Annotated in this window: 15 protein-coding genes and 1 tRNA gene; 5 read left to right on the plus strand and 11 right to left on the minus strand. The window is 42.2% G+C overall.

Annotated features, from left to right (window positions below):
* Positions 1 to 56 precede the first annotated feature (56 nt).
* On the minus strand, positions 57 to 578 hold the full coding sequence (locus ACHUFW_RS18990; RefSeq protein ID WP_394205311.1) for a YciI family protein: 522 nt from the start codon (positions 576 to 578) through the stop codon (positions 57 to 59).
* Between the two features lie 292 nt (positions 579 to 870).
* On the opposite strand from ACHUFW_RS18990, the gene ACHUFW_RS18995 reads away from it, so the two are divergent.
* A complete protein-coding gene (locus ACHUFW_RS18995; protein ID WP_394205312.1) occupies positions 871 to 1,317 on the plus strand; it encodes an ABZJ_00895 family protein in 447 nt (148 codons plus the stop codon).
* Positions 1,318 to 1,384: 67 nt separating this feature from the next.
* Here the strand turns inward: ACHUFW_RS18995 and ACHUFW_RS19000 are convergent, their stop codons facing one another.
* Positions 1,385 to 3,400, minus strand: coding sequence for an oxidoreductase (locus tag ACHUFW_RS19000; RefSeq protein ID WP_394205314.1), 2,016 nt, complete (start codon positions 3,398 to 3,400; stop codon positions 1,385 to 1,387).
* Between the two features lie 167 nt (positions 3,401 to 3,567).
* On the opposite strand from ACHUFW_RS19000, the gene sppA reads away from it, so the two are divergent.
* Together sppA and ansA are read left to right on the plus strand one after the other, a co-directional pair.
* Complete coding sequence (sppA, locus tag ACHUFW_RS19005; RefSeq protein ID WP_394205316.1) at positions 3,568 to 5,406, plus strand: signal peptide peptidase SppA; 1,839 nt, start codon at positions 3,568 to 3,570, stop codon at positions 5,404 to 5,406.
* A 92-nt stretch (positions 5,407 to 5,498) separates the two neighbouring features.
* Positions 5,499 to 6,512 (plus strand): asparaginase, encoded by a 1,014-nt coding sequence (gene ansA / locus ACHUFW_RS19010; protein ID WP_394205318.1) that lies wholly within the window; start codon positions 5,499 to 5,501, stop codon positions 6,510 to 6,512.
* Positions 6,513 to 6,554: 42 nt separating this feature from the next.
* On the opposite strand, the gene ACHUFW_RS19015 is transcribed toward ansA, so the two are convergent.
* The 6 genes from ACHUFW_RS19015 to ACHUFW_RS19040 all read right to left on the minus strand — a co-directional run bounded on the left by ACHUFW_RS19015 (position 6,555) and on the right by ACHUFW_RS19040 (position 13,115).
* A complete protein-coding gene (locus ACHUFW_RS19015) occupies positions 6,555 to 6,836 on the minus strand; it encodes a YeaC family protein (protein ID WP_394205319.1) in 282 nt (93 codons plus the stop codon).
* A complete protein-coding gene (locus ACHUFW_RS19020) occupies positions 6,833 to 7,150 on the minus strand; it encodes a zinc ribbon domain-containing protein (protein ID WP_394205321.1) in 318 nt (105 codons plus the stop codon). Before ACHUFW_RS19020 ends, ACHUFW_RS19015 begins: the two co-directional genes overlap by 4 nt.
* Before the next feature lie 6 nt (positions 7,151 to 7,156).
* Positions 7,157 to 8,284 carry a M14 family metallopeptidase gene (locus ACHUFW_RS19025; protein ID WP_394205322.1) on the minus strand — a complete coding sequence of 376 codons (1,128 nt, stop codon included), beginning with the start codon at positions 8,282 to 8,284 and terminating at the stop codon, positions 7,157 to 7,159.
* Positions 8,285 to 8,426: 142 nt separating this feature from the next.
* On the minus strand, positions 8,427 to 9,104 hold the full coding sequence (locus ACHUFW_RS19030; protein WP_394205324.1) for a response regulator transcription factor: 678 nt from the start codon (positions 9,102 to 9,104) through the stop codon (positions 8,427 to 8,429).
* Positions 9,105 to 9,267: 163 nt separating this feature from the next.
* Positions 9,268 to 11,046 carry a DUF885 domain-containing protein gene (locus tag ACHUFW_RS19035; RefSeq protein ID WP_394205326.1) on the minus strand — a complete coding sequence of 593 codons (1,779 nt, stop codon included), beginning with the start codon at positions 11,044 to 11,046 and terminating at the stop codon, positions 9,268 to 9,270.
* Between the two features lie 149 nt (positions 11,047 to 11,195).
* Positions 11,196 to 13,115 carry a RecQ family ATP-dependent DNA helicase gene (locus ACHUFW_RS19040; protein WP_394205328.1) on the minus strand — a complete coding sequence of 640 codons (1,920 nt, stop codon included), beginning with the start codon at positions 13,113 to 13,115 and terminating at the stop codon, positions 11,196 to 11,198.
* 192 nt (positions 13,116 to 13,307) lie between these two features.
* Between ACHUFW_RS19040 and ACHUFW_RS19045 the strand changes: the two genes are divergently transcribed.
* Positions 13,308 to 14,072, plus strand: coding sequence for a substrate-binding periplasmic protein (locus ACHUFW_RS19045; protein ID WP_394205330.1), 765 nt, complete (start codon positions 13,308 to 13,310; stop codon positions 14,070 to 14,072).
* Here ACHUFW_RS19045 and ACHUFW_RS19050 read toward each other — a convergent pair.
* Positions 14,069 to 14,917 (minus strand): endonuclease/exonuclease/phosphatase family protein, encoded by an 849-nt coding sequence (locus tag ACHUFW_RS19050; RefSeq protein WP_394205332.1) that lies wholly within the window; start codon positions 14,915 to 14,917, stop codon positions 14,069 to 14,071. The genes ACHUFW_RS19045 and ACHUFW_RS19050 overlap by 4 nt on opposite strands.
* Before the next feature lie 124 nt (positions 14,918 to 15,041).
* On the opposite strand from ACHUFW_RS19050, the gene cls reads away from it, so the two are divergent.
* The gene (gene cls / locus ACHUFW_RS19055) at positions 15,042 to 16,496 is read left to right on the plus strand and encodes a cardiolipin synthase (protein ID WP_394205334.1); all 1,455 of its coding nucleotides are present in this window, start codon (positions 15,042 to 15,044) and stop codon (positions 16,494 to 16,496) included.
* Here the strand turns inward: cls and ACHUFW_RS19060 are convergent.
* Positions 16,472 to 17,398, minus strand: coding sequence for a hypothetical protein (locus ACHUFW_RS19060; protein ID WP_394205335.1), 927 nt, complete (start codon positions 17,396 to 17,398; stop codon positions 16,472 to 16,474). The two genes, cls and ACHUFW_RS19060, sit on opposite strands and share 25 nt — an antisense overlap.
* Positions 17,399 to 17,572: 174 nt before the next feature.
* Positions 17,573 to 17,660 (minus strand) — tRNA-Ser (locus ACHUFW_RS19065).
* Positions 17,661 to 17,712 lie beyond the last annotated feature (52 nt).

Consider the following 17,712-nt stretch of genomic DNA (forward strand, 5'->3'; position numbering starts at 1 on the left):
TTATATGTAGTTTTGAACCTATATTAATGCGAGATAGGTTAACACGCCACAATCTGCTATATCTTATCTTTAGCAATTAACTGATGTATTCGGTTCACTTCCATTAACGCCGCACTGCCATACCAAGGGTGTAATTCCATTTTTAAACTGCCATAGGCAATAGCCGGATCACTAGCGGTTAACTGCCGCGCTTGTTCAATGGTGGTGACATTAAATATATAAATTCCTCGTAACTCGCCATCATCGAGAAACGGGCCAGCGACAACCAATTTCCCCTGCTCTGCTAAATCAACAATCGTCTGCATATGTTGGCGTTGTAACAAATTAGCCTGCTCTTTCGTTTTCGGTCTATTTGGTCCTTTATAAAGTAATGCCATGACATATTTTTTCATGCCGTAACTGTCTGCGTTTAGCTGCTGTGCCAAGTCTTTATCGTAGTCAGCAAATGCATTAAAGCTAGAAAGTCCAACAACTGCAATTGTAAATATCAGACAAAACGTAAAAAGCTTGGAGAGTTGTCCGCTGATTGAGAATAGAGGCGCACGGTTTAGGCAAAATTTAATGACGAGCGTTTTCATTTCAATACTCTTCTATAAATATTGTTAATAATCAATTTAACGGAGATATTGATTTAAGCGAATCAAATGCTAGTTAAAATTCAGCATAATGGCTGAAGGAGATACGACTTAACGCTGTAGTTACAGTAAGGTTGGTTTGCTATAGTCTTCGGCTGGTTAAATACTGCCAAATCAAGCTGGTTATCAATCATGGACTACTTTTTCGAAAAGCGCACTTTTAACCAATCTCTATAAGTAACTTAGGCAAGTAAAGGAAAACTTGCGAAACAAATTTCACTTTAAGGAAGAAGTAATGACACAACAGTTTACTAAATACATTTCTCGTTTACCGATAGCCCTAGTCATCGGTGTGACACTTTGGCTCGCATCAATGGTCATGAGTATTATGCTTGGCGTCTTACAAGAAATTTTTGGCACTAGCTCAACAAGCGGCAACGTCATGACGATTGTGTTACCCGCAATGTGCGTTGGCCTATATTTAGGTCAAAAGACCGGCGTATTAATATCACGAAAAACAAGATGGCAAGCGATTTTCTATTGGACAGTATTTAACCTTGTGGCTTTTGCGCTCACACTGCTAACAATAGAGTCAGATCTTCTGATCGATTTAAGGCAGTTAGGCCTATTTAATCTGATATTTATTATCGCTATGACCGTCTACCTAGTTTTGGCATATTACTGTTTTAAATGGGGAGAAAAATTGGGCGTTAACCAACACAAGAAACAAGCCTCACAATGATTTTAGAATAAAACTGAAATACCAGCCCAGTGTCTAACTGAGCTGGTTTTAAAACTAAAACAAGGTTTTACAACGCTACCGCGAGCTCAGCGCCCTGTCTAATCGCCCGCTTCGCATCTAACTCAGCAGCGACGTCAACACCACCAATTAAATGGACCGGTAACCCGCTGGCTTTCATTTCTTCCACCAATTGGGTATTAGACTCTTGGCCTGCACAAAGCACCACATTATCTACATCTAAGATCTGTGCATTGCCATCAACACTAATATGTAAGCCTTTATCATCAAAGGATTGATAGCTAACACCAGTCTGCATTTGTACTTGATGTTGTTTGAGCACTGAGCGATGGATCCAACCGGTGGTTTTACCCAGCCCTTTACCCATCTTGGTCGTTTTGCGTTGCAGCAAATGCACCTGCTTATGTTTATCGGCTAATTCTGGCTCAGTCAGTCCACCTCGCTCCTGGTAGCCTTTATCAATTCCCCATTGCTTCAACCATTTTTCTGGTTGCAATGTGCTAGACTCGGCTTCACAAAGGAAGTGCGCCATATCAAAACCGATCCCCCCAGCACCGATCAAGGCAACTTTATCACCTAGGGTAACCTCTCCATTCAGCACCTGTTGATAGGTGACCACACGAGGGTCATCAAAGCCTGGTAATTCAAGCTTTCTCGGTACTACACCCGATGCGATAACCACTTCATCAAATTTCTCTTGGCTAAGTACCGCTGCGTCTAAACGCGTATTTAAACGCAAATCAACTTCATGTAGTTTCATTTGCTCATTAAAATAACGAATAGTCTCATTAAACTCTTCCTTACCTGGTATTTTCCTCGCTAAATTAAACTGACCACCAACTTCGCCCTTAGCTTCAAAAAGTGATACTTGATGACCTCGACTAGCGGCATATATTGAAAACGCCATTCCAGCCGGCCCTGCTCCCATCACGGCTATACGCTTTTTATTGGTCGTGGGCGTAAAGTTAAGCTCTGTTTCATAACAAGCCCGTGGATTAACTAAGCAAGTTGCCCGTTTAAGACTAAAGGTATGGTCCAAACAAGCCTGGTTACAACCAATACAGGTATTGATGAGATGGCTTTGATTCGCTTCAGCTTTGTTTACAAAATCTGCATCTGCCAGGAAAGGTCGCGCCATGGACACCATATCAGCTTGGCCTGATTCAATGATATGTTCGGCTATTTCTGGGGTATTAATACGATTGGTTGCTATAAGTGGTACGTTTACTTCACTTTTGAGACGCTCAGTTACCCAGGCAAAGGCGCCTCTAGGTACACTGGTAGCAATCGTCGGCACTCTGGCTTCATGCCAACCGATGCCTGTATTGATGATAGATACGCCCGCTTCTTCTAACCATTTAGCTAACAGTACAACCTCATCCCAACTTGAACCATTATCAACTAAATCGAGCATTGATAACCTAAACACGATAATAAAATCGTGACCTACTCGCTCGCGAATCGCCTTAACGATCTCAACAGGAAATTGCGCCCGATTACTAAAATCACCACCCCACTTGTCGCTGCGCTGATTGGTCCGACTACAAATAAATTGGTTAATTAAATAGCCTTCAGATCCCATCACCTCAACGCCATCGTAACCCGCTTTTTTGGCTAGCGCAGCAGACTTGGCATAGTCTTTAATTGTGCTAGCAACCTGTCGGGTTGACATAGCCGAAGGTGTAAAGGGGGTGATAGGTGACTTTATTTTACTGGGAGCTTGTGAAAAAGGATGATAACCATATCGACCTGCATGGAGAATTTGCATGCATATCTTTCCTCCCGCCTCATGAACTGCTTGAGTGACCTTTTTATGTTTGTTGACTTGCCAAGAATAAGTAAGCTGGCATGCGTTAGGCGCCAGGCGGCCGCGTAGATTGGGGGAAATACCACCAGTCACAATTAAGCCTACGCCACCTTGGGCACGTTCTTTATAGAAAGCTGCCAGTTTCTCAAAGCCGCCCTTTTCTTCTTCAAGACCTGTATGCATAGAACCCATTAACACGCGGTTCTTTAACGTAGTAAATCCTAAATCTAAGGGTTCTAGTAAATGTGGAAACGACATTCAAACATCCTTTTTAAACAAGTGATTTAATCCAGCATACATTGGCTGAAGTAATTGCTCAATAGTTAGTCCTATGATGGCGTAAATAGATTCATTTACAATTCTGTTTTCCCCTGCTTGCGCTTTTCAGTTAGCATAGGGCCATTAGAGTGATAAAGGAGTGGCTAATGTCCGCTAAACCCTCATTATTTAAAAGAATTGTAAAGTTAATATGGAATCTAGTTAACGGTACGCGCAAACTTTTGCTCAACCTGTTCTTTTTCGGCTTTCTACTTATTTTCATCTTTGCTTTAACCAGTGAAGACACTATTGAGATAGAAAGCGGCTCAGCATTAGTATTGGACTTATCCGGTGTTGTGGTCGAACAGAAACGTCCGGTTGACCCTTTTGAAGCCGCCATGAAAAGTGGGCGCAGTAATGGTGATGGTGAAATATTATTAGCCGATATACTCGACGTAATAGACAATGCGGCTTCCGATCGTCGTATTTCTGCCCTTATATTGGATGTTGGACACCTAAAGTGGACTGGCATTAGTAAGTTACAAACCATAGGTGATGCCTTAGTACGCTTTAAGAAAAGCGGTAAGCCAATCATTGCCAATGGCAACTGGTACGGCCAAAACCAATACTTCCTAGCTAGTTTCGCCGATACAATCTATTTGAATCCCCAAGGCAGCGTAGAGATTGAAGGCCTAAGTCGCTATCGCCAGTATTATAAATCCGCGCTCGATAAACTAAAAATTAAGGCCCATGTTTTCCGAGTTGGTACCTTCAAATCTGCTGTTGAGCCCTATTTGCGCGACGACATGTCAGATGCAGCAAAAGCGGCAAATAAAGCCTTACTGGATGATATCTGGTTAAGCTATCAACAAACCGTGAGCCATAATCGTGGTATAGAGGCAAGTGACTTGATGCTTAGCGGCCAACGCTATTTAGTCGAACTAGATAAAGCCAAAGGTAACGGCGCTGATATGGCTGTTAACCTTGGTCTCGTTGATAAATTAGCTTCTGCCGAAGAATTTCGCCTAAGCATGGTCGAGCTAGTCGGAGAGCAAGCTAAAGGCGATAGCTACAAACATATAGGCTTTGCAGATTACCAATCCTTAGTTGCTAGCCATCCAACTTTAAATCTTCAAGACACTGTTGGTATCGTTGTTGCAAAAGGTAATATTCTCAATGGTAATCAGCCTGCGGGTCAAATCGGTGGTGAAAGCACGGCGCAACTGTTAAGAGATGCACGTTTTGATGATCAAGTTAAAGCCGTAGTGATGCGAGTTGATAGCCCAGGCGGTAGCGCGTTTGCTTCAGAGCAAATCAGGCAAGAAGTGATTGCATTGAAAGCAGCTGGTAAACCTGTTGTGGTCAGTATGGGCAGTTACGCAGCTTCTGGTGGCTACTGGATTTCGGCCAGCGCAGATTACATCCTGGCGACGCCTACCACCCTCACCGGCTCTATTGGCATATTTGGCATGGTCACCACTTTTGAAGATTCATTGGCACACCTAGGGATCCATACGGACGGCGTTGCAACATCAGAATGGTCTAGCTTTTCTTCAACTAAAGGCTTAAATGAAGAGCTCAAAGCAGTGATTCAACGTCATATCGAACGCGGTTATTATGACTTTATTTCGCTGGTTGCCAACGAACGTGGCATGAGCCTAGATGAAGTTGACGCCATAGCTCAAGGCCGCGTTTGGTCGGGCGTTAAAGCCAAGCAGTTAGGTTTAGTAGATGAGTTAGGCGATTTGGATAACGCCGTTGCTAAAGCAGCTGAACTAGCCGAATTAGACAAGTTCGATACCAAAGTCATCGAACAGGAATTAAGTGCTCAAGAGCAATTAATTCAAGCGATGTTTGCTCAAGCCGTCAGTTACTTGCCGCAATCTCAACTTCAAAATTCAGTACTACAAGATGTCTTTATGCAACTTGAGTCAGCAATTAATGAATTCTCCTCTTTTGATGACCCCAATAACCTGTATTTATATTGCGATACCTGCAATATTTAATCTACAGACAAAAAGCCCGCAATAGCGGGCTTTTTTAATGGTGATAACCTCAGTATAATCGGCGCAAAATAACAACTGATAAGTCGCACTCAATGACAAAACGTTCAATTTACGTCGCCTATACCGGTGGTACTATTGGTATGCAAAAAACCGCTAATGGTTTTGCACCTGTTCCCGGTTTTTTAACTGATTGTGTAAAATCGATGCCAGAGTTTTACCATGAAGAGATGCCAGACTTTGTTATTTCTGAATATTGCCCTTTGATCGACTCGTCAAATATGGCGCCGACAGACTGGCAGATGATAGCTGATGATATCAAAGCCAATTATGATAAGTATGATGGCTTTGTTATTCTCCATGGTACAGATACCATGGCTTTCACTGCTTCAGCATTATCTTTTATGCTACAAGGTCTTGCCAAACCGGTAATTGTTACTGGATCGCAAATTCCATTAGCGCAGCTCCGATCGGACGGTCAAACCAACCTACTCAATGCTCTTTATATTGCGGCTAATTACCCTGTGGCTGAAGTTTGCTTATTTTTCAATAACAAGCTGTTTCGTGGTAACCGTACCACTAAGGCCCATGCCGATGGTTTTGACGCATTTGCCTCGCCAAATTTCCCGCTACTTTTAGAAGCCGGTATAAAAATAAGATTAAAAGCAGGCAAAATAGCGACGGAGCCACAACAAGCTTTAACCGTAAAAACCATTACGCCGCAGCCTGTTGGTGTTGTTACCTTATACCCTGGTATCACCACAGACGTCATTGACAATTTATTACTTCAGCCTGTTAAGGCGCTGATTTTATTAACTTATGGCGTTGGTAATGCACCGCAAAATCCAGAGCTTCTTGCCTGCTTACGCCGTGCATATGAACGCGGGATTATCTTAGTCAATTTAACACAATGTCTGCAGGGGAAAGTCAATATGGGTGGCTATGCAACAGGCAATGCACTTGCTAAAGCTGGTGTCATAAGTGGCTTTGATATGACGACTGAGGCGGCACTGACCAAGTTGCACTATTTATTATCACAGCAGTTAACTGCTGAGCAAATCCGCACAGAAATGCAGAAAAATCTATTTGGTGAGTTGACCGAAGATTAATAGACAAAAAAGGCGCGGCTTTGATACCGCGCCTTTTATATTTTAAAGCTCTTGCTCTTTAAATTGAGCGATAGACTCGCCTTTAAATTGCTTTTTCAATTCCGCTTTCGACAGCTCATTAACTTCACCTTGGCTATTTATAGTAAAGTGATCTGTTTGATTCAGTCGTCTAGCTTGATACAGCATAACTAACTGCTGCGTAGAATCTCTCTGCTCTTGGGTTAATACCGTTCCATCCTGCCACTTGCCAATCTCAACGGCAGTTAACAAACTCTGATATACCTCATCAGGCATGTCATCTATGACTTTATTGATATCACTCATACGCTCTTCCGCTTATGTAAAACGATTCTGACTCTGGCTATCAGATAACCGACGAAACCAAACACGAAACAACTACCAGCCACATACGCTCGCATCCCTGTGGCGCTTTCTCCGCCCCAAAACCAAATAACCACACCAGCGATAAATAAGGTCATCGCCAAAAAGCTTTGATTCATTAACTGATTAGAGCGGCGAATATGACTAATACGCAGTTGTGATTCATTCACTTCACCCATTGAAAATCCACAATGGGAACAGGATTTCGCTTTGCTAGATATCCGTTTGTTACACTGTTGACATTCAACTAACGCCATGAGTATTTACCTTAATTTATCAACGACAGCGAGCATAGCAACTAAAGAGGCCTCACCCAGATACATGCTACGCTCCGGTGACCAACCTGAAATGGGATCAGGCATATTTTCATTGTCTTTAAATGGCATCTCTAGCGTGTTAGATAAACACTGAAACTCTTGCGCTACCCAATTAGACGCAACGGTCAAGTTAGCTTTACCAGGCTCATCCTTGTCATAGCCGTACTTATCTTGGAAGTCTGCACTAGCAAGTAGTAATGCATCAACAAATGAAGTTTGTAGACTCGCCATTTTTTCATTGTAAGCAGGTACACCCTCACAACCAGCAAGGAACACATAAGGTAAGCCTTCATCACCATGCACATCATAAAACAGATCAACGCCTATCTGTTTCATCTTTTGAGTAACGTGGAAAACTTCTGGGCTCTTTGCTAAAGACGGGCTTTGCCACTCACGGTTTAAGTTAACGCCAGCTGCGTTGGTACGTAAATGGCCGCGAGCGCTGCCATCAGGGTTCATGTTAGGTACGATATAGAAGTTTGCTTTATCCAATAACGCTTTTGCAGTCGGGCAATCGCCGTCTAGTAAGTTGTTAAGTAGCCCTTCTACTAACCATTCAGCCATAGTCTCACCAGGATGCTGCCTTGCAGTTATCCAGATTTTGGCTTTTTCTTCGTCATCATCACCCACTTTAACTAAGGTAAGATCGCGTTTGTCCAAGGTTTCGCCCAAATGACTCAACGTCACTAAAGGATGCACTTGTACTGCTGCTAACAAATCTTGGTGGCGTTCATAACTGTAAGGCGCGAAATAGGCGATTTGTATCGCATCACATTCTAGTTGCACATCAATGATCAATTTGCCGTCTTGATAGCGTGTAGGTAGGCGGAACCAGGTTTGTCTATCATAGGTCGCTGCAGCTTGGTAATTTTCCCAACCTTTAGGGTAAGATGCGCCATCAGCGTTAATGATATTTAGGGTGTATTTAGCGCCAACTACGCCTTCAAGTTTAAAGTTGAACCATTGATAAAACTCGCCACCTTCGTCTGGGCGAATGGCCAGCTGGACGTCATCGTGATTCTCTTGATTAATGACTTCAATGTTGCCACCATCAAAATTGGCAGTAATACGCATATCTATTCCTTAGTAATTTTTGTTTTTGCAGCGCCTAGCCGGCCACTGAATAGGCCATAGAATAACCTAAAGCAGGGCTTTTACCCACGATAGTCATAAAAAAAGCCACTTAAAAGTGGCTTTTTTCATCAATCTTGACCGTTTACATGGCTGCGTAACTGTAACCTTGTCCGCGAACCGTATTAATTAGCGTTTTAGGCAACTCTATCTGCGCTAATTTTCTGCGAGTGTTACTGATATGCATATCAAGATTACGATCGAACTTACCGAGCTCTTTTTGTAATACTCGCCGTTGCAATTCAGCCTTTGTAATAACCTCACCTTTGCGCTCAAACAGATACTTAAACAGTTTGTATTCGGTCTGAGTGAGGGTTACTTTGCGATTGTCGATCAAAACCGAATAATCTAAATCGTTGAAGTTTATATCACTGTTAACCTGTTGATTAACCCCTTGCGCTTGCGCAATTTCAACGCGACGTTGTAATGCAACCATTCTGACTAATAACTCCTTTATACTGAAAGGCTTGGTGACAAAGTCATCCGCGCCTAATTCATAGCCCTTAATTCGCTCCTCTTCGTTATCTATGGCAGAAATCACGATAACGGGTGTCGATTTGTCGCAACTGTTTAATAAACCAAAACCATCCATATTGGGCATCATAATATCCAATAAAATAATATCTGGCTGAAAATGCTTTAGGCGTGTTAGTGCTTCAATACCATCGGCAGCACAGGTAACCTCATGCCCCTCTTGCTCCAAAGCTTGACATAACAGATCACGAAACACGTGATCATCATCGACTAACAGTATGTGGCTCATGCTTACTTACTACGAATGCGAACGATTATCATTAAGGTTACATCAAAGGTGTGACTGGTGCTAGTAGTTTTTACTATTTTTGCGATCTTAGTAGCAATTTGTTAAGCCGATAAAACAAAAAGCCAGCAAATATGCTGGCCTTAAGGTAATTGTTAGTAAAATGTTACTTTGCCAGCATCAATTCTCTGACATATTTCACCGGCGCACTGCCATAACTTAAGAACTGCTCATGGAAAGTTTTTAGATCAAACTGCTCACCCTGCATTTGTTTAAGCTCTTCTCTAAAGTCATAGATTTCACGATAGCCTGAATAGTAACTTGTTAACTGCACTTGACTCAGGGTTGCCCTGCGCCACTTACCTTGTGCCTCAGCTTGTTGCTGAAAAGCTTCATTAACCATGAGATCCAATGCCTGCTCTTCAGTCATACCTTTGACTTGGATGCTGTAATCTAAAATAGTGTTAGCAATAACACGTAGATTCCACTTGTAATACATCAGCCACATCTCAGGTTCAAAATTACCATAGCCTTCTTCTAGCATCATTCTTTCGGTATAAACGGCCCACCCCTCAATCATCGCGCCGTTACCAAATAAGCTTTTAATCATGCTTGGAGATTCGTTAGAGTAGACAAGTTGCGTGTAGTGGCCTGGTATCGCTTCATGGATATTGAGCACTTGTAGTATCCAGTGGTTATACTCCCTTAGATAACTCTCAGCTTGTTCGTCACTCATACCATCGAGTGGGGTGACGTTGTAATAAGTATTACTGCTTTTTTCATATGGACCAGGTGCACTAATAGAAGCACCTGCGAATCCACGCATATAGGCGGGTGTTTCACGAACCACTAATGGCTTGGAAGGATCTAACGTTATCAGTTGTTTATCATTGACAAACTTAACCAGCTCTGGAATTTGCGCACGCACTTCCTCAACGAAGTTTTCACGCTTCACATGTTTCGCACTAAGGTGGTCAATTAGCTGTTTAATCGCCACATTTTTCTGTTCAGGCTGCGGCGTATCAAAGTATTTGCTCCATAACTTATCGGTTATCTTAGCCATTTCACCTTGTACGCGAGCTTTATCGGCCATCGCTTTTTCGTATAACGCTTTGCCACTCATGCCTGCTTGAATATCAAAGGCAAATTTTTGCTCGTATAACTCTTCGCCAATCCTAAAACTGCGAGCACCAGTTTGCTCGAGTTGTTTTTCAAGATTCTCTAACCATGCGATATGTTGATTAATCGCAGTGGTTGATTGCTTAAAACGTTGCTCAAACAGTGCCTTCTCTTCTGTAGTTAATCCGGATTTAGCCACCTTTTCGAGTAACTCATCAGAAAATACACTGAATGCACCCTTATTTTGCATTACTGCTAATTGCGTGTGTTCTAAAGTGGGTTTAGCAATATTGGCCTGAGCGGCTTGATAATAGGCAGGCACATTTTCCATTCTTGCTAAAAATGAACGTAAGCGTTCATCTAATGGCGCAAAATCTTCATTAATAATTTGCGCAAAACCACCTGCAACGTTGTAGCTACTTGGGTTCCACTGCCAAGATTTAAAGACCTCTATTTCCCACGCACTGCGCTTCAATAAATTTTCAATCAATCGATAATCGATTAACTCATTAGCCGACAGTTTGGCGGTATCAAAGCTAGCAAGCTTGTTAAGCTCTGTATTCACAAATGCTAAATACTGACGGCGCTGCTCATCATTGGGCACTTGCAAAACACCATCATATTTATGGTAGCCACTGTATAGCGCCCATGTTGGTGACTGCTGCCACAAGCCTTCTATAAATTGCGCTGAGAAAGTGGCAAAATTAACTTGAGCTTGTGCTTCAGTTTGGTTTGAAGGTACTTCATTGTTTGTAGATTGCGTGCTACATGCTGTAATTCCCGATACTGCAGTGGCTATGGCTAATGCCAGTAACGCTTTTTTCATCATTCTATCCTATGGTTTTCATTGTTATTTTTTTGATTTATTTTTCCTGTATCAGTTAACCACTTTATCTCGCAAAAATCAGCTCCCTAGAACTGCTATACATAGCTTGTTACAAATCGTTATATTACTTAGCTGGTTTACTACTCAGGTTATGATTGGTCAAAGTCGATAACCGCAGCGTTAACATCAGCAAAGGGTAACTCGGCACACAATCCGAATTCTGCTAATTTTCTCAATTTTAATTTGGTAAAAATAGGCATATGTAAACCGCACAAAGCAAAAGTCGCACGCTGATGAGTATAGTGCTGACCAAGGCTTTGCTTAATAGCATGGATGTGTTTAGTGATGTCGGTCTGGGCTATCGTTGTTGTGGTAGTTTCTGGAAACAACGCGCCACCATTACGGCACGCTGAGCAATGTTGACAAGGTGACGATAACTGGTCGTCTCCGAAATATCTTGCTAACGCCAAGCTAATACAAATATCGGTCTGTAATAAGGCCAATAAACTTTCAATACGACCTAGCTCGCTGCGCTCTTTTTGTTTAAAAAGTGAAGCAAGTTTGCAAGCAACTTTATCGACATCAAATTGACTGTCTAGTACCTCAAATACCTGCGTCATCTGCTTACTTTGTAATTCAATTAAATCCTGCTCGTCAAGATAGGTTAATGCATTTAAACCACGTTGCTGCTGATTAAGGTCATTATCGATATCACTTAAACTAATACTGTGCCAAACTCTTGAAGCTTTTGCTGCACTGAAAACCTTCTCAAGAAAAGCCACTCGCTGCGGGTCGAAACGCCTTAAAATCTCTGCTTTATCAGCGTTAAATTTAAACTTATGTTCCGCAAAATAACTGTAAGCCGGTTTAATCACACCTTGTAGTTCTATATAAACAAGTAACGTTTTTAGTGTCAGTGATTTAATGTTGGTTTCATTAGATAGCTGATTAAGCATCACTTCCCAATTATGTTTAGCATCAGTGATACGCTGTAAAACTTGTTTAATCCCTTCCTCTTCTGGCGTGTCACCATAAACGAAGTTTTCTAATACAGTGAGGTTATCTTTACTCCCCAAAACAAGGCAACTAGCCGGCAAGCCATCTCTTCCTGCTCGGCCAACCTCCTGAGCATAGTTTTCTACAGACTTAGGTAGGTCATAGTGAACGACAAAGCGAATATCGCTTTTATCAATCCCCATACCAAACGCAATGGTCGCAACTATTATTGGTACCTCACCACTCATAAATTGCTGCTGTATGTGCTGACGCGTTTCGTAGTCTAAACCTGCATGATAAGCGCGTACTTGAAAACCTTGTGTTGCGAGTTGCTCTGCAAGCGTCTCAGCGCTGTGCTGCAAGGTCACATAAATAATTCCAGCTTGATGCTCGAACCCCGTTAACCAATCAGTTAATTGAGCAAATTTAGTATCTGTCGCCGCACCAATCGATTGCAAATCTAAATTTGGGCGATGAAATCCAGTACGTACAACATTAGCAGGTTCAATGGCAAACTTTAGGCACATGTCATCAATAACCTTTGCTGTCGCTGTAGCGGTTAACAGTAACACTTGCGGAATGGCCAGCTGCTTTTGATAACGGGGTAATTTCAGGTAGTCCGGTCTAAAATTGTGACCCCACTCAGAAATACAATGTGCTTCATCAACGACCAATAATGATAAAGGGATAGATTCGATAAACGCCCTAAAACGTTCATTATTGAAACGCTCTACTGACACCATTAACACTTTAATTTTACCAGCACGAACCTGACTCATAATCGCCTGTGCTTGTTCCCGAGTCTGAGATGAATCAATACTCGCCGCGCCTATGCCTCGTTGATGTAAGAAGGATAATTGGTCTTGCATTAACGCAAGTAAAGGTGAAACTACCAAGGTGAGATGTGGTAATTGCAAAGCACTAAATTGATAACACAGGGATTTGCCGGAACCGGTGGGGAAAATAGCTGCAGCACTGTTACCAGCTAAAATAGCTTCTACAACTTGCTGTTGACCTGGCTTGAAACTGTCATATCCAAACGTTTGAGCGAGTAACTGATTTAACATAGGCATAAAGTTGGTAGAGGTAGTGATTAATGATGCTATAGAATCTACCCGGACTGTAAAGACAAACTAGTATCAAAATTGCTTAAGGAATAATCAAACCCAACTAAAACGCTGCAAAAGTTAACATTTTGTTGCAATACCGCCTGTTGTGGGCATTATATTGTCTTAGTATTTGTGCTTAAGAATAAAGGTTGTAGCGTGATTTCTAACTTGCACCCTGTAGCAAAAAACATCAACAAACTCGTCGTTGCCACAGTTGCCACAGTTGCCTTATTGAGTAGTGAGGTCGCTGCCAATGAGCTAGCCAGCCCCCAATTAGTTACCATTGCGACTCAAGACTGGGCGCCTTATCAAATTGAACAAGGTGACAAACAATATGGCTATGCCATAGATGCCCTAGAGTGTGTGATGGGACAATTACAGCAAGACTATCGCGTTGAATTCGTGCCATGGGGACGCGCACAATCTGGCACAGCTCAAGGGCACTATGATGGTTTTTTTGCCGCTTCAAGCCATCAAGGCCGTGATGAATATGCCATCCTAAGCGATACCTTTATCGAGCAAAAATGGTCGTTTTACCTGCATAAAGATACGGTATTATCAACTGATATAAATACATTAAAAACCAAAGCGGTTTTTGGTAGTAGGAAGCACTCTAATACACTTTTTTGGCTACAAGATAATGGCTTTAAAACTATTCACAAAACAAACAATATTAATGACTTAGTAAAACTGTTAGTCAATAGACGTATCGACGCAATTATGGAGAATGAGATTCTTTTTGCTAATGCCATTTACCGAGCTAATGTCGAGAAAGGCACTTTTATTAAAATTACCAATATCAATAAACCCCTAGGTGTATATTTTGGTAAGCACTTCCTAAATCAATACCCAAGCTTCCTGGGTAAATTCAATCGCGCGACTAACAATTGCCATTTCACTCAACCTAAACCAACAAGTTAAGGCTTGAGCGCAAAACGAGCCACGATTGGATTATGATCTGAAGCTGTAGACGCTATCGCATCCGCCTGCAATAGCGTTAAATCTCGATAAAATAGATGATCAAGAGGCTGACCTAAAACTCGGCTACGATAATCTTGATGAAAGCTGGCACCTGTCAGACCAAAAGTTGCTGCAAATTGATTAACTACCTGCATCCGCCCTGCTCGCCAAGTGTTAAAATCACCAGCAACGATTAGCGGACCGTGATGCTGTTTAAGTTGCTCCGCCACTAAATCCCATTGCGCTTGGTAGGTAGACAGACGCCAATCAAAATTAACCCCATGAAGATTAACAACAAGTAACTGCCGGCCGTCAGACAAATGGTAACGACTCACGAGCGTTGATTTAGCAAAACGGATCCAGGGCTCAACACTTTGATATGCACAAGCTTCATCAGCGTGGCTATTTGACAGTGTCATCACTCCCATCGCTTGGCCTCGAATGACAAACCCTTTGGCCATTAGGGCGTGCATATTGGCGCCATTAATTTGATGATCCAATGCTGCGTTGAGCTTTGCTTCTTGCAATAACACTAAATCGTAACGGCTTAAATCATTAAACTGCTGACGCCAATTAGGTTTTTTCTGCTTATAAATATTCCAAACAGCCACAGATAGCTCACCTTGTTCATCTAACACCTTAGTGTCAGCGTTTGATAGACAATGGTGAACAAAATAAGGTTGCTGGCCGTAGCTCATTATCGCCGCTTCTCCGTTAAAGGATGAAATTACATGGTCATAGATTAACATCAGTATCAGACCACAGATAAGTATCACTAGCGCCCTTTTACCGGACCGAATATTCAAATACTGCCTCACTCCGAATCAAGCTATATGCGTTATCGCTTTTAAGCCGCATTTTAAAATTTTACTGTATACTACTGCTCATCGCATTTTGCAAACAAACTCAGTGGGATATTCACCACCATATATGGAAAATTTTTATCAACTGCTCACACTCCTTAGTGTATTACTTTACTGGTTAGTCCTTGCCGGTGTCGTGGTAAGAGTCATAAGCAAACGACGAAATATCGGCGTTTCCTTCGCTTGGATGTTGATTATCTACTTTGTACCCTTTGTTGGTGTCATTGCATACCTGATGTTTGGTGAGCTTAATTTGGGTAAAACCCGCGCTAAACGCGCGATTGATATGTATCTTCCTTATAAAAGATGGTTTGCACAATTGTACCAATTGCCCCAGCACCGCCCTGAAAAGTTGAGCTCATACGCCCAATCTATCAGTGCTTATTGTAATACTCATGTGGGGATACCTAGCTTGTCTGATAATGAGATGACTTTAAAGTCATCACCAGAGCAAATCTTATCAGCCATTATTAATGATATAGATAACGCAACTCACCATATTTATATGGAATTTTACATTTGGCACCCAGGCGGACTGGCTGACGATGTCGCCAATCGATTGATTGCTGCAGCTAAACGAGGCGTGACAGTTAAACTACTGATAGATGGTGCTGGTAGCAGGCAGTTCTTTAAATCACAGTGGCCAAAAAGATTAAGAAAGGCCAACATTCAAGTGATAGAAGCGCTAAAGGTGAGTCCTCTGCGGATGTTTTTCCGTCGACTCGATCTTAGGTTACATAGAAAAATTGTCACTATAGACAATAGCATTGGTTATACCGGTTCAATGAACATGGTTGATCCTAAATGCTTTAAGCAAGATGCAGGTGTTGGCGAATGGATTGACGTCATGGTTAGGATTGAAGGCCCTAGTGTTGCTGCGCTAAGCTGTATTCACGCTTGGGATTGGGAAGTCGAAACCAATCAACGTACTCTGCCAGACATTCAATCGCAAAGTGCAGCCAATGCCCAGCCTGACAACCAGATCCAGGTGATTCCATCAGGCCCTGGCATGCCAGAACAGATCATTCATCAAGTCTTGATGCAGAGTATTTATCAAGCGACTGAATCAATAGTGATCACAACCCCTTATTTTGTACCGAGTGAAAATCTACAAAATGCCTTAATTGCTGCCGCAAACCGCGGCGTTAACGTTAATGTGATTATTCCAAGGCACAATGACTCCACCATGGTAAAGTGGGCTAGCCGCTCATTTTTTAACGATTTACTCAATGCAGGGGTCAATATCTATCGATTTAAAGGTGGTTTATTACATACCAAATCGGTTGTCGTCGATAACAGTCACTGCCTAATAGGTACCGTCAATCTCGATATGCGTAGTTTGTGGCTGAATTTTGAAGTCACCTTAGCAGTCGATGAACGGGCTTTCACCCAATCACTTATCACCCTTCATCAGCAATATATGGCGGATTCAGAAAAGCTAGACAGGCAACGCTGGCAACGCCGCCCCTATTACAAACGAGTGATAGAGCAAGTATTTTATTTGTTCAGTCCGCTGCTGTAAAAAGGAAATGTTTCTAAAAGCCACCAAGCGTTGGGATTATCAATTAACGACGCTTGCTGGTTTTCAATTGTTATCACCTTTTTATCTTGCCACTTCTCAATGGGGAACAGGTGCGCTGTGATGGGGTTTTGTTTCATCAATTGCAGTAAGGATCCATTATTTCTCGCTTGCGTAAGCCCAAATTGCAACCGCTCCGCCAACACGCTGTTATTTTGGTCAACGAAAAACCACATATTAAATGGGTAAACGATTAACAATTCATCAAATATTGCCAATCTATTGCCATTAAGCACATGGTATTGCTCAATTTCGCTATAGGCTTCGTGGATACCGCGGGGAAAATAGTCGCAGCGCTCCCTTTCTAGCATGGTGAAGTTAGCTTCATAACTCGACACTGTCATCACAGGTAAACCTGCATTTCTTAAAATTTCAGTATCTGGCCAATGTTTTCCATGGCAAGCAACCAACTTTGACAGCGCCTCAATAGAATCAATGGCTAAGAAAACTTGCCTATCTTGTTTACGAATAATTAGGGTTCTCACCCCAAGAATGCCTCCAAGTAAATCAACTGGGATAGCTGTAAAGTCTTGCTCTCTAGTTAGATTACTGCCCGCCCAAATCACATCAAGATAGCGATTGTCTTTTAACATTCTAAACCAACGCCCTTGGGTCGATGTGTCTGGGCTTAATAGGATTTGATAATCGCCGTATTTGTCACTGGATTGCGATAAGGCAAGGTCAAGAAGTTGCAAAAAGTAAGCATGTGACGCGTCATTTTCTGATTGCGGAGCGATGGTTCTAACCGCCGTCATATCTGAGCTAGCAGTATGGTGGGTATCTGGGTTAGCCCCCTCTATTTTGCAGCTAAATAATAACACCAAGGTAATCAAAACCTGCTTCATAATCTACACCTAAGGATATGTAGTTAATTTAAGTGTAGAACAAATTTTCTAAGCTATAGATTCTATTGGCTAATTGTTGATATAAGCGGTGTTAAGGCGTCGAATTTAATGAAAACAAAATGAGAAATAAAACGAAAAAAGGGTGACAGCTTTTACTGTCACCCTTTTAATATATGGCGGTGGAGGAGGGATTCGAACCCTCGATACGTTGCCGTATACACACTTTCCAGGCGTGCTCCTTCAGCCACTCGGACACCCCACCGTTATTAACGAATCTATGTCGTCAACGGAGCGCTACTCTACGCAAAAGCCGG

Origin of the sequence: Shewanella waksmanii, from assembly GCF_043643685.1 — a bacterium.
Classification (GTDB): Bacteria; Pseudomonadota; Gammaproteobacteria; order Enterobacterales; family Shewanellaceae; genus Shewanella; species Shewanella waksmanii_A.

What these genes read in the sequence shown, in the direction of transcription:
- ACHUFW_RS19060 (WP_394205335.1), bottom strand. Translation starts at nt 17,398, where the DNA reads ATGAAGCAGGTTTTGATTACCTTGGTGTTATTATTTAGCTGCAAAATA.
- ACHUFW_RS19035 (WP_394205326.1), bottom strand. Translation starts at nt 11,046, where the DNA reads ATGAAAAAAGCGTTACTGGCATTAGCCATAGCCACTGCAGTATCGGGA.
- ACHUFW_RS19000 (WP_394205314.1), bottom strand. Translation starts at nt 3,400, where the DNA reads ATGTCGTTTCCACATTTACTAGAACCCTTAGATTTAGGATTTACTACG.
- ACHUFW_RS19020 (WP_394205321.1), bottom strand. Translation starts at nt 7,150, where the DNA reads ATGGCGTTAGTTGAATGTCAACAGTGTAACAAACGGATATCTAGCAAA.
- ACHUFW_RS19030 (WP_394205324.1), bottom strand. Translation starts at nt 9,104, where the DNA reads ATGAGCCACATACTGTTAGTCGATGATGATCACGTGTTTCGTGATCTG.
- ansA (WP_394205318.1), top strand. Translation starts at nt 5,499, where the DNA reads ATGACAAAACGTTCAATTTACGTCGCCTATACCGGTGGTACTATTGGT.
- ACHUFW_RS18995 (WP_394205312.1), top strand. Translation starts at nt 871, where the DNA reads ATGACACAACAGTTTACTAAATACATTTCTCGTTTACCGATAGCCCTA.
- cls (WP_394205334.1), top strand. Translation starts at nt 15,042, where the DNA reads ATGGAAAATTTTTATCAACTGCTCACACTCCTTAGTGTATTACTTTAC.
- ACHUFW_RS18990 (WP_394205311.1), bottom strand. Translation starts at nt 578, where the DNA reads ATGAAAACGCTCGTCATTAAATTTTGCCTAAACCGTGCGCCTCTATTC.
- ACHUFW_RS19015 (WP_394205319.1), bottom strand. Translation starts at nt 6,836, where the DNA reads ATGAGTGATATCAATAAAGTCATAGATGACATGCCTGATGAGGTATAT.
- ACHUFW_RS19040 (WP_394205328.1), bottom strand. Translation starts at nt 13,115, where the DNA reads ATGCCTATGTTAAATCAGTTACTCGCTCAAACGTTTGGATATGACAGT.
- ACHUFW_RS19025 (WP_394205322.1), bottom strand. Translation starts at nt 8,284, where the DNA reads ATGCGTATTACTGCCAATTTTGATGGTGGCAACATTGAAGTCATTAAT.
- sppA (WP_394205316.1), top strand. Translation starts at nt 3,568, where the DNA reads ATGTCCGCTAAACCCTCATTATTTAAAAGAATTGTAAAGTTAATATGG.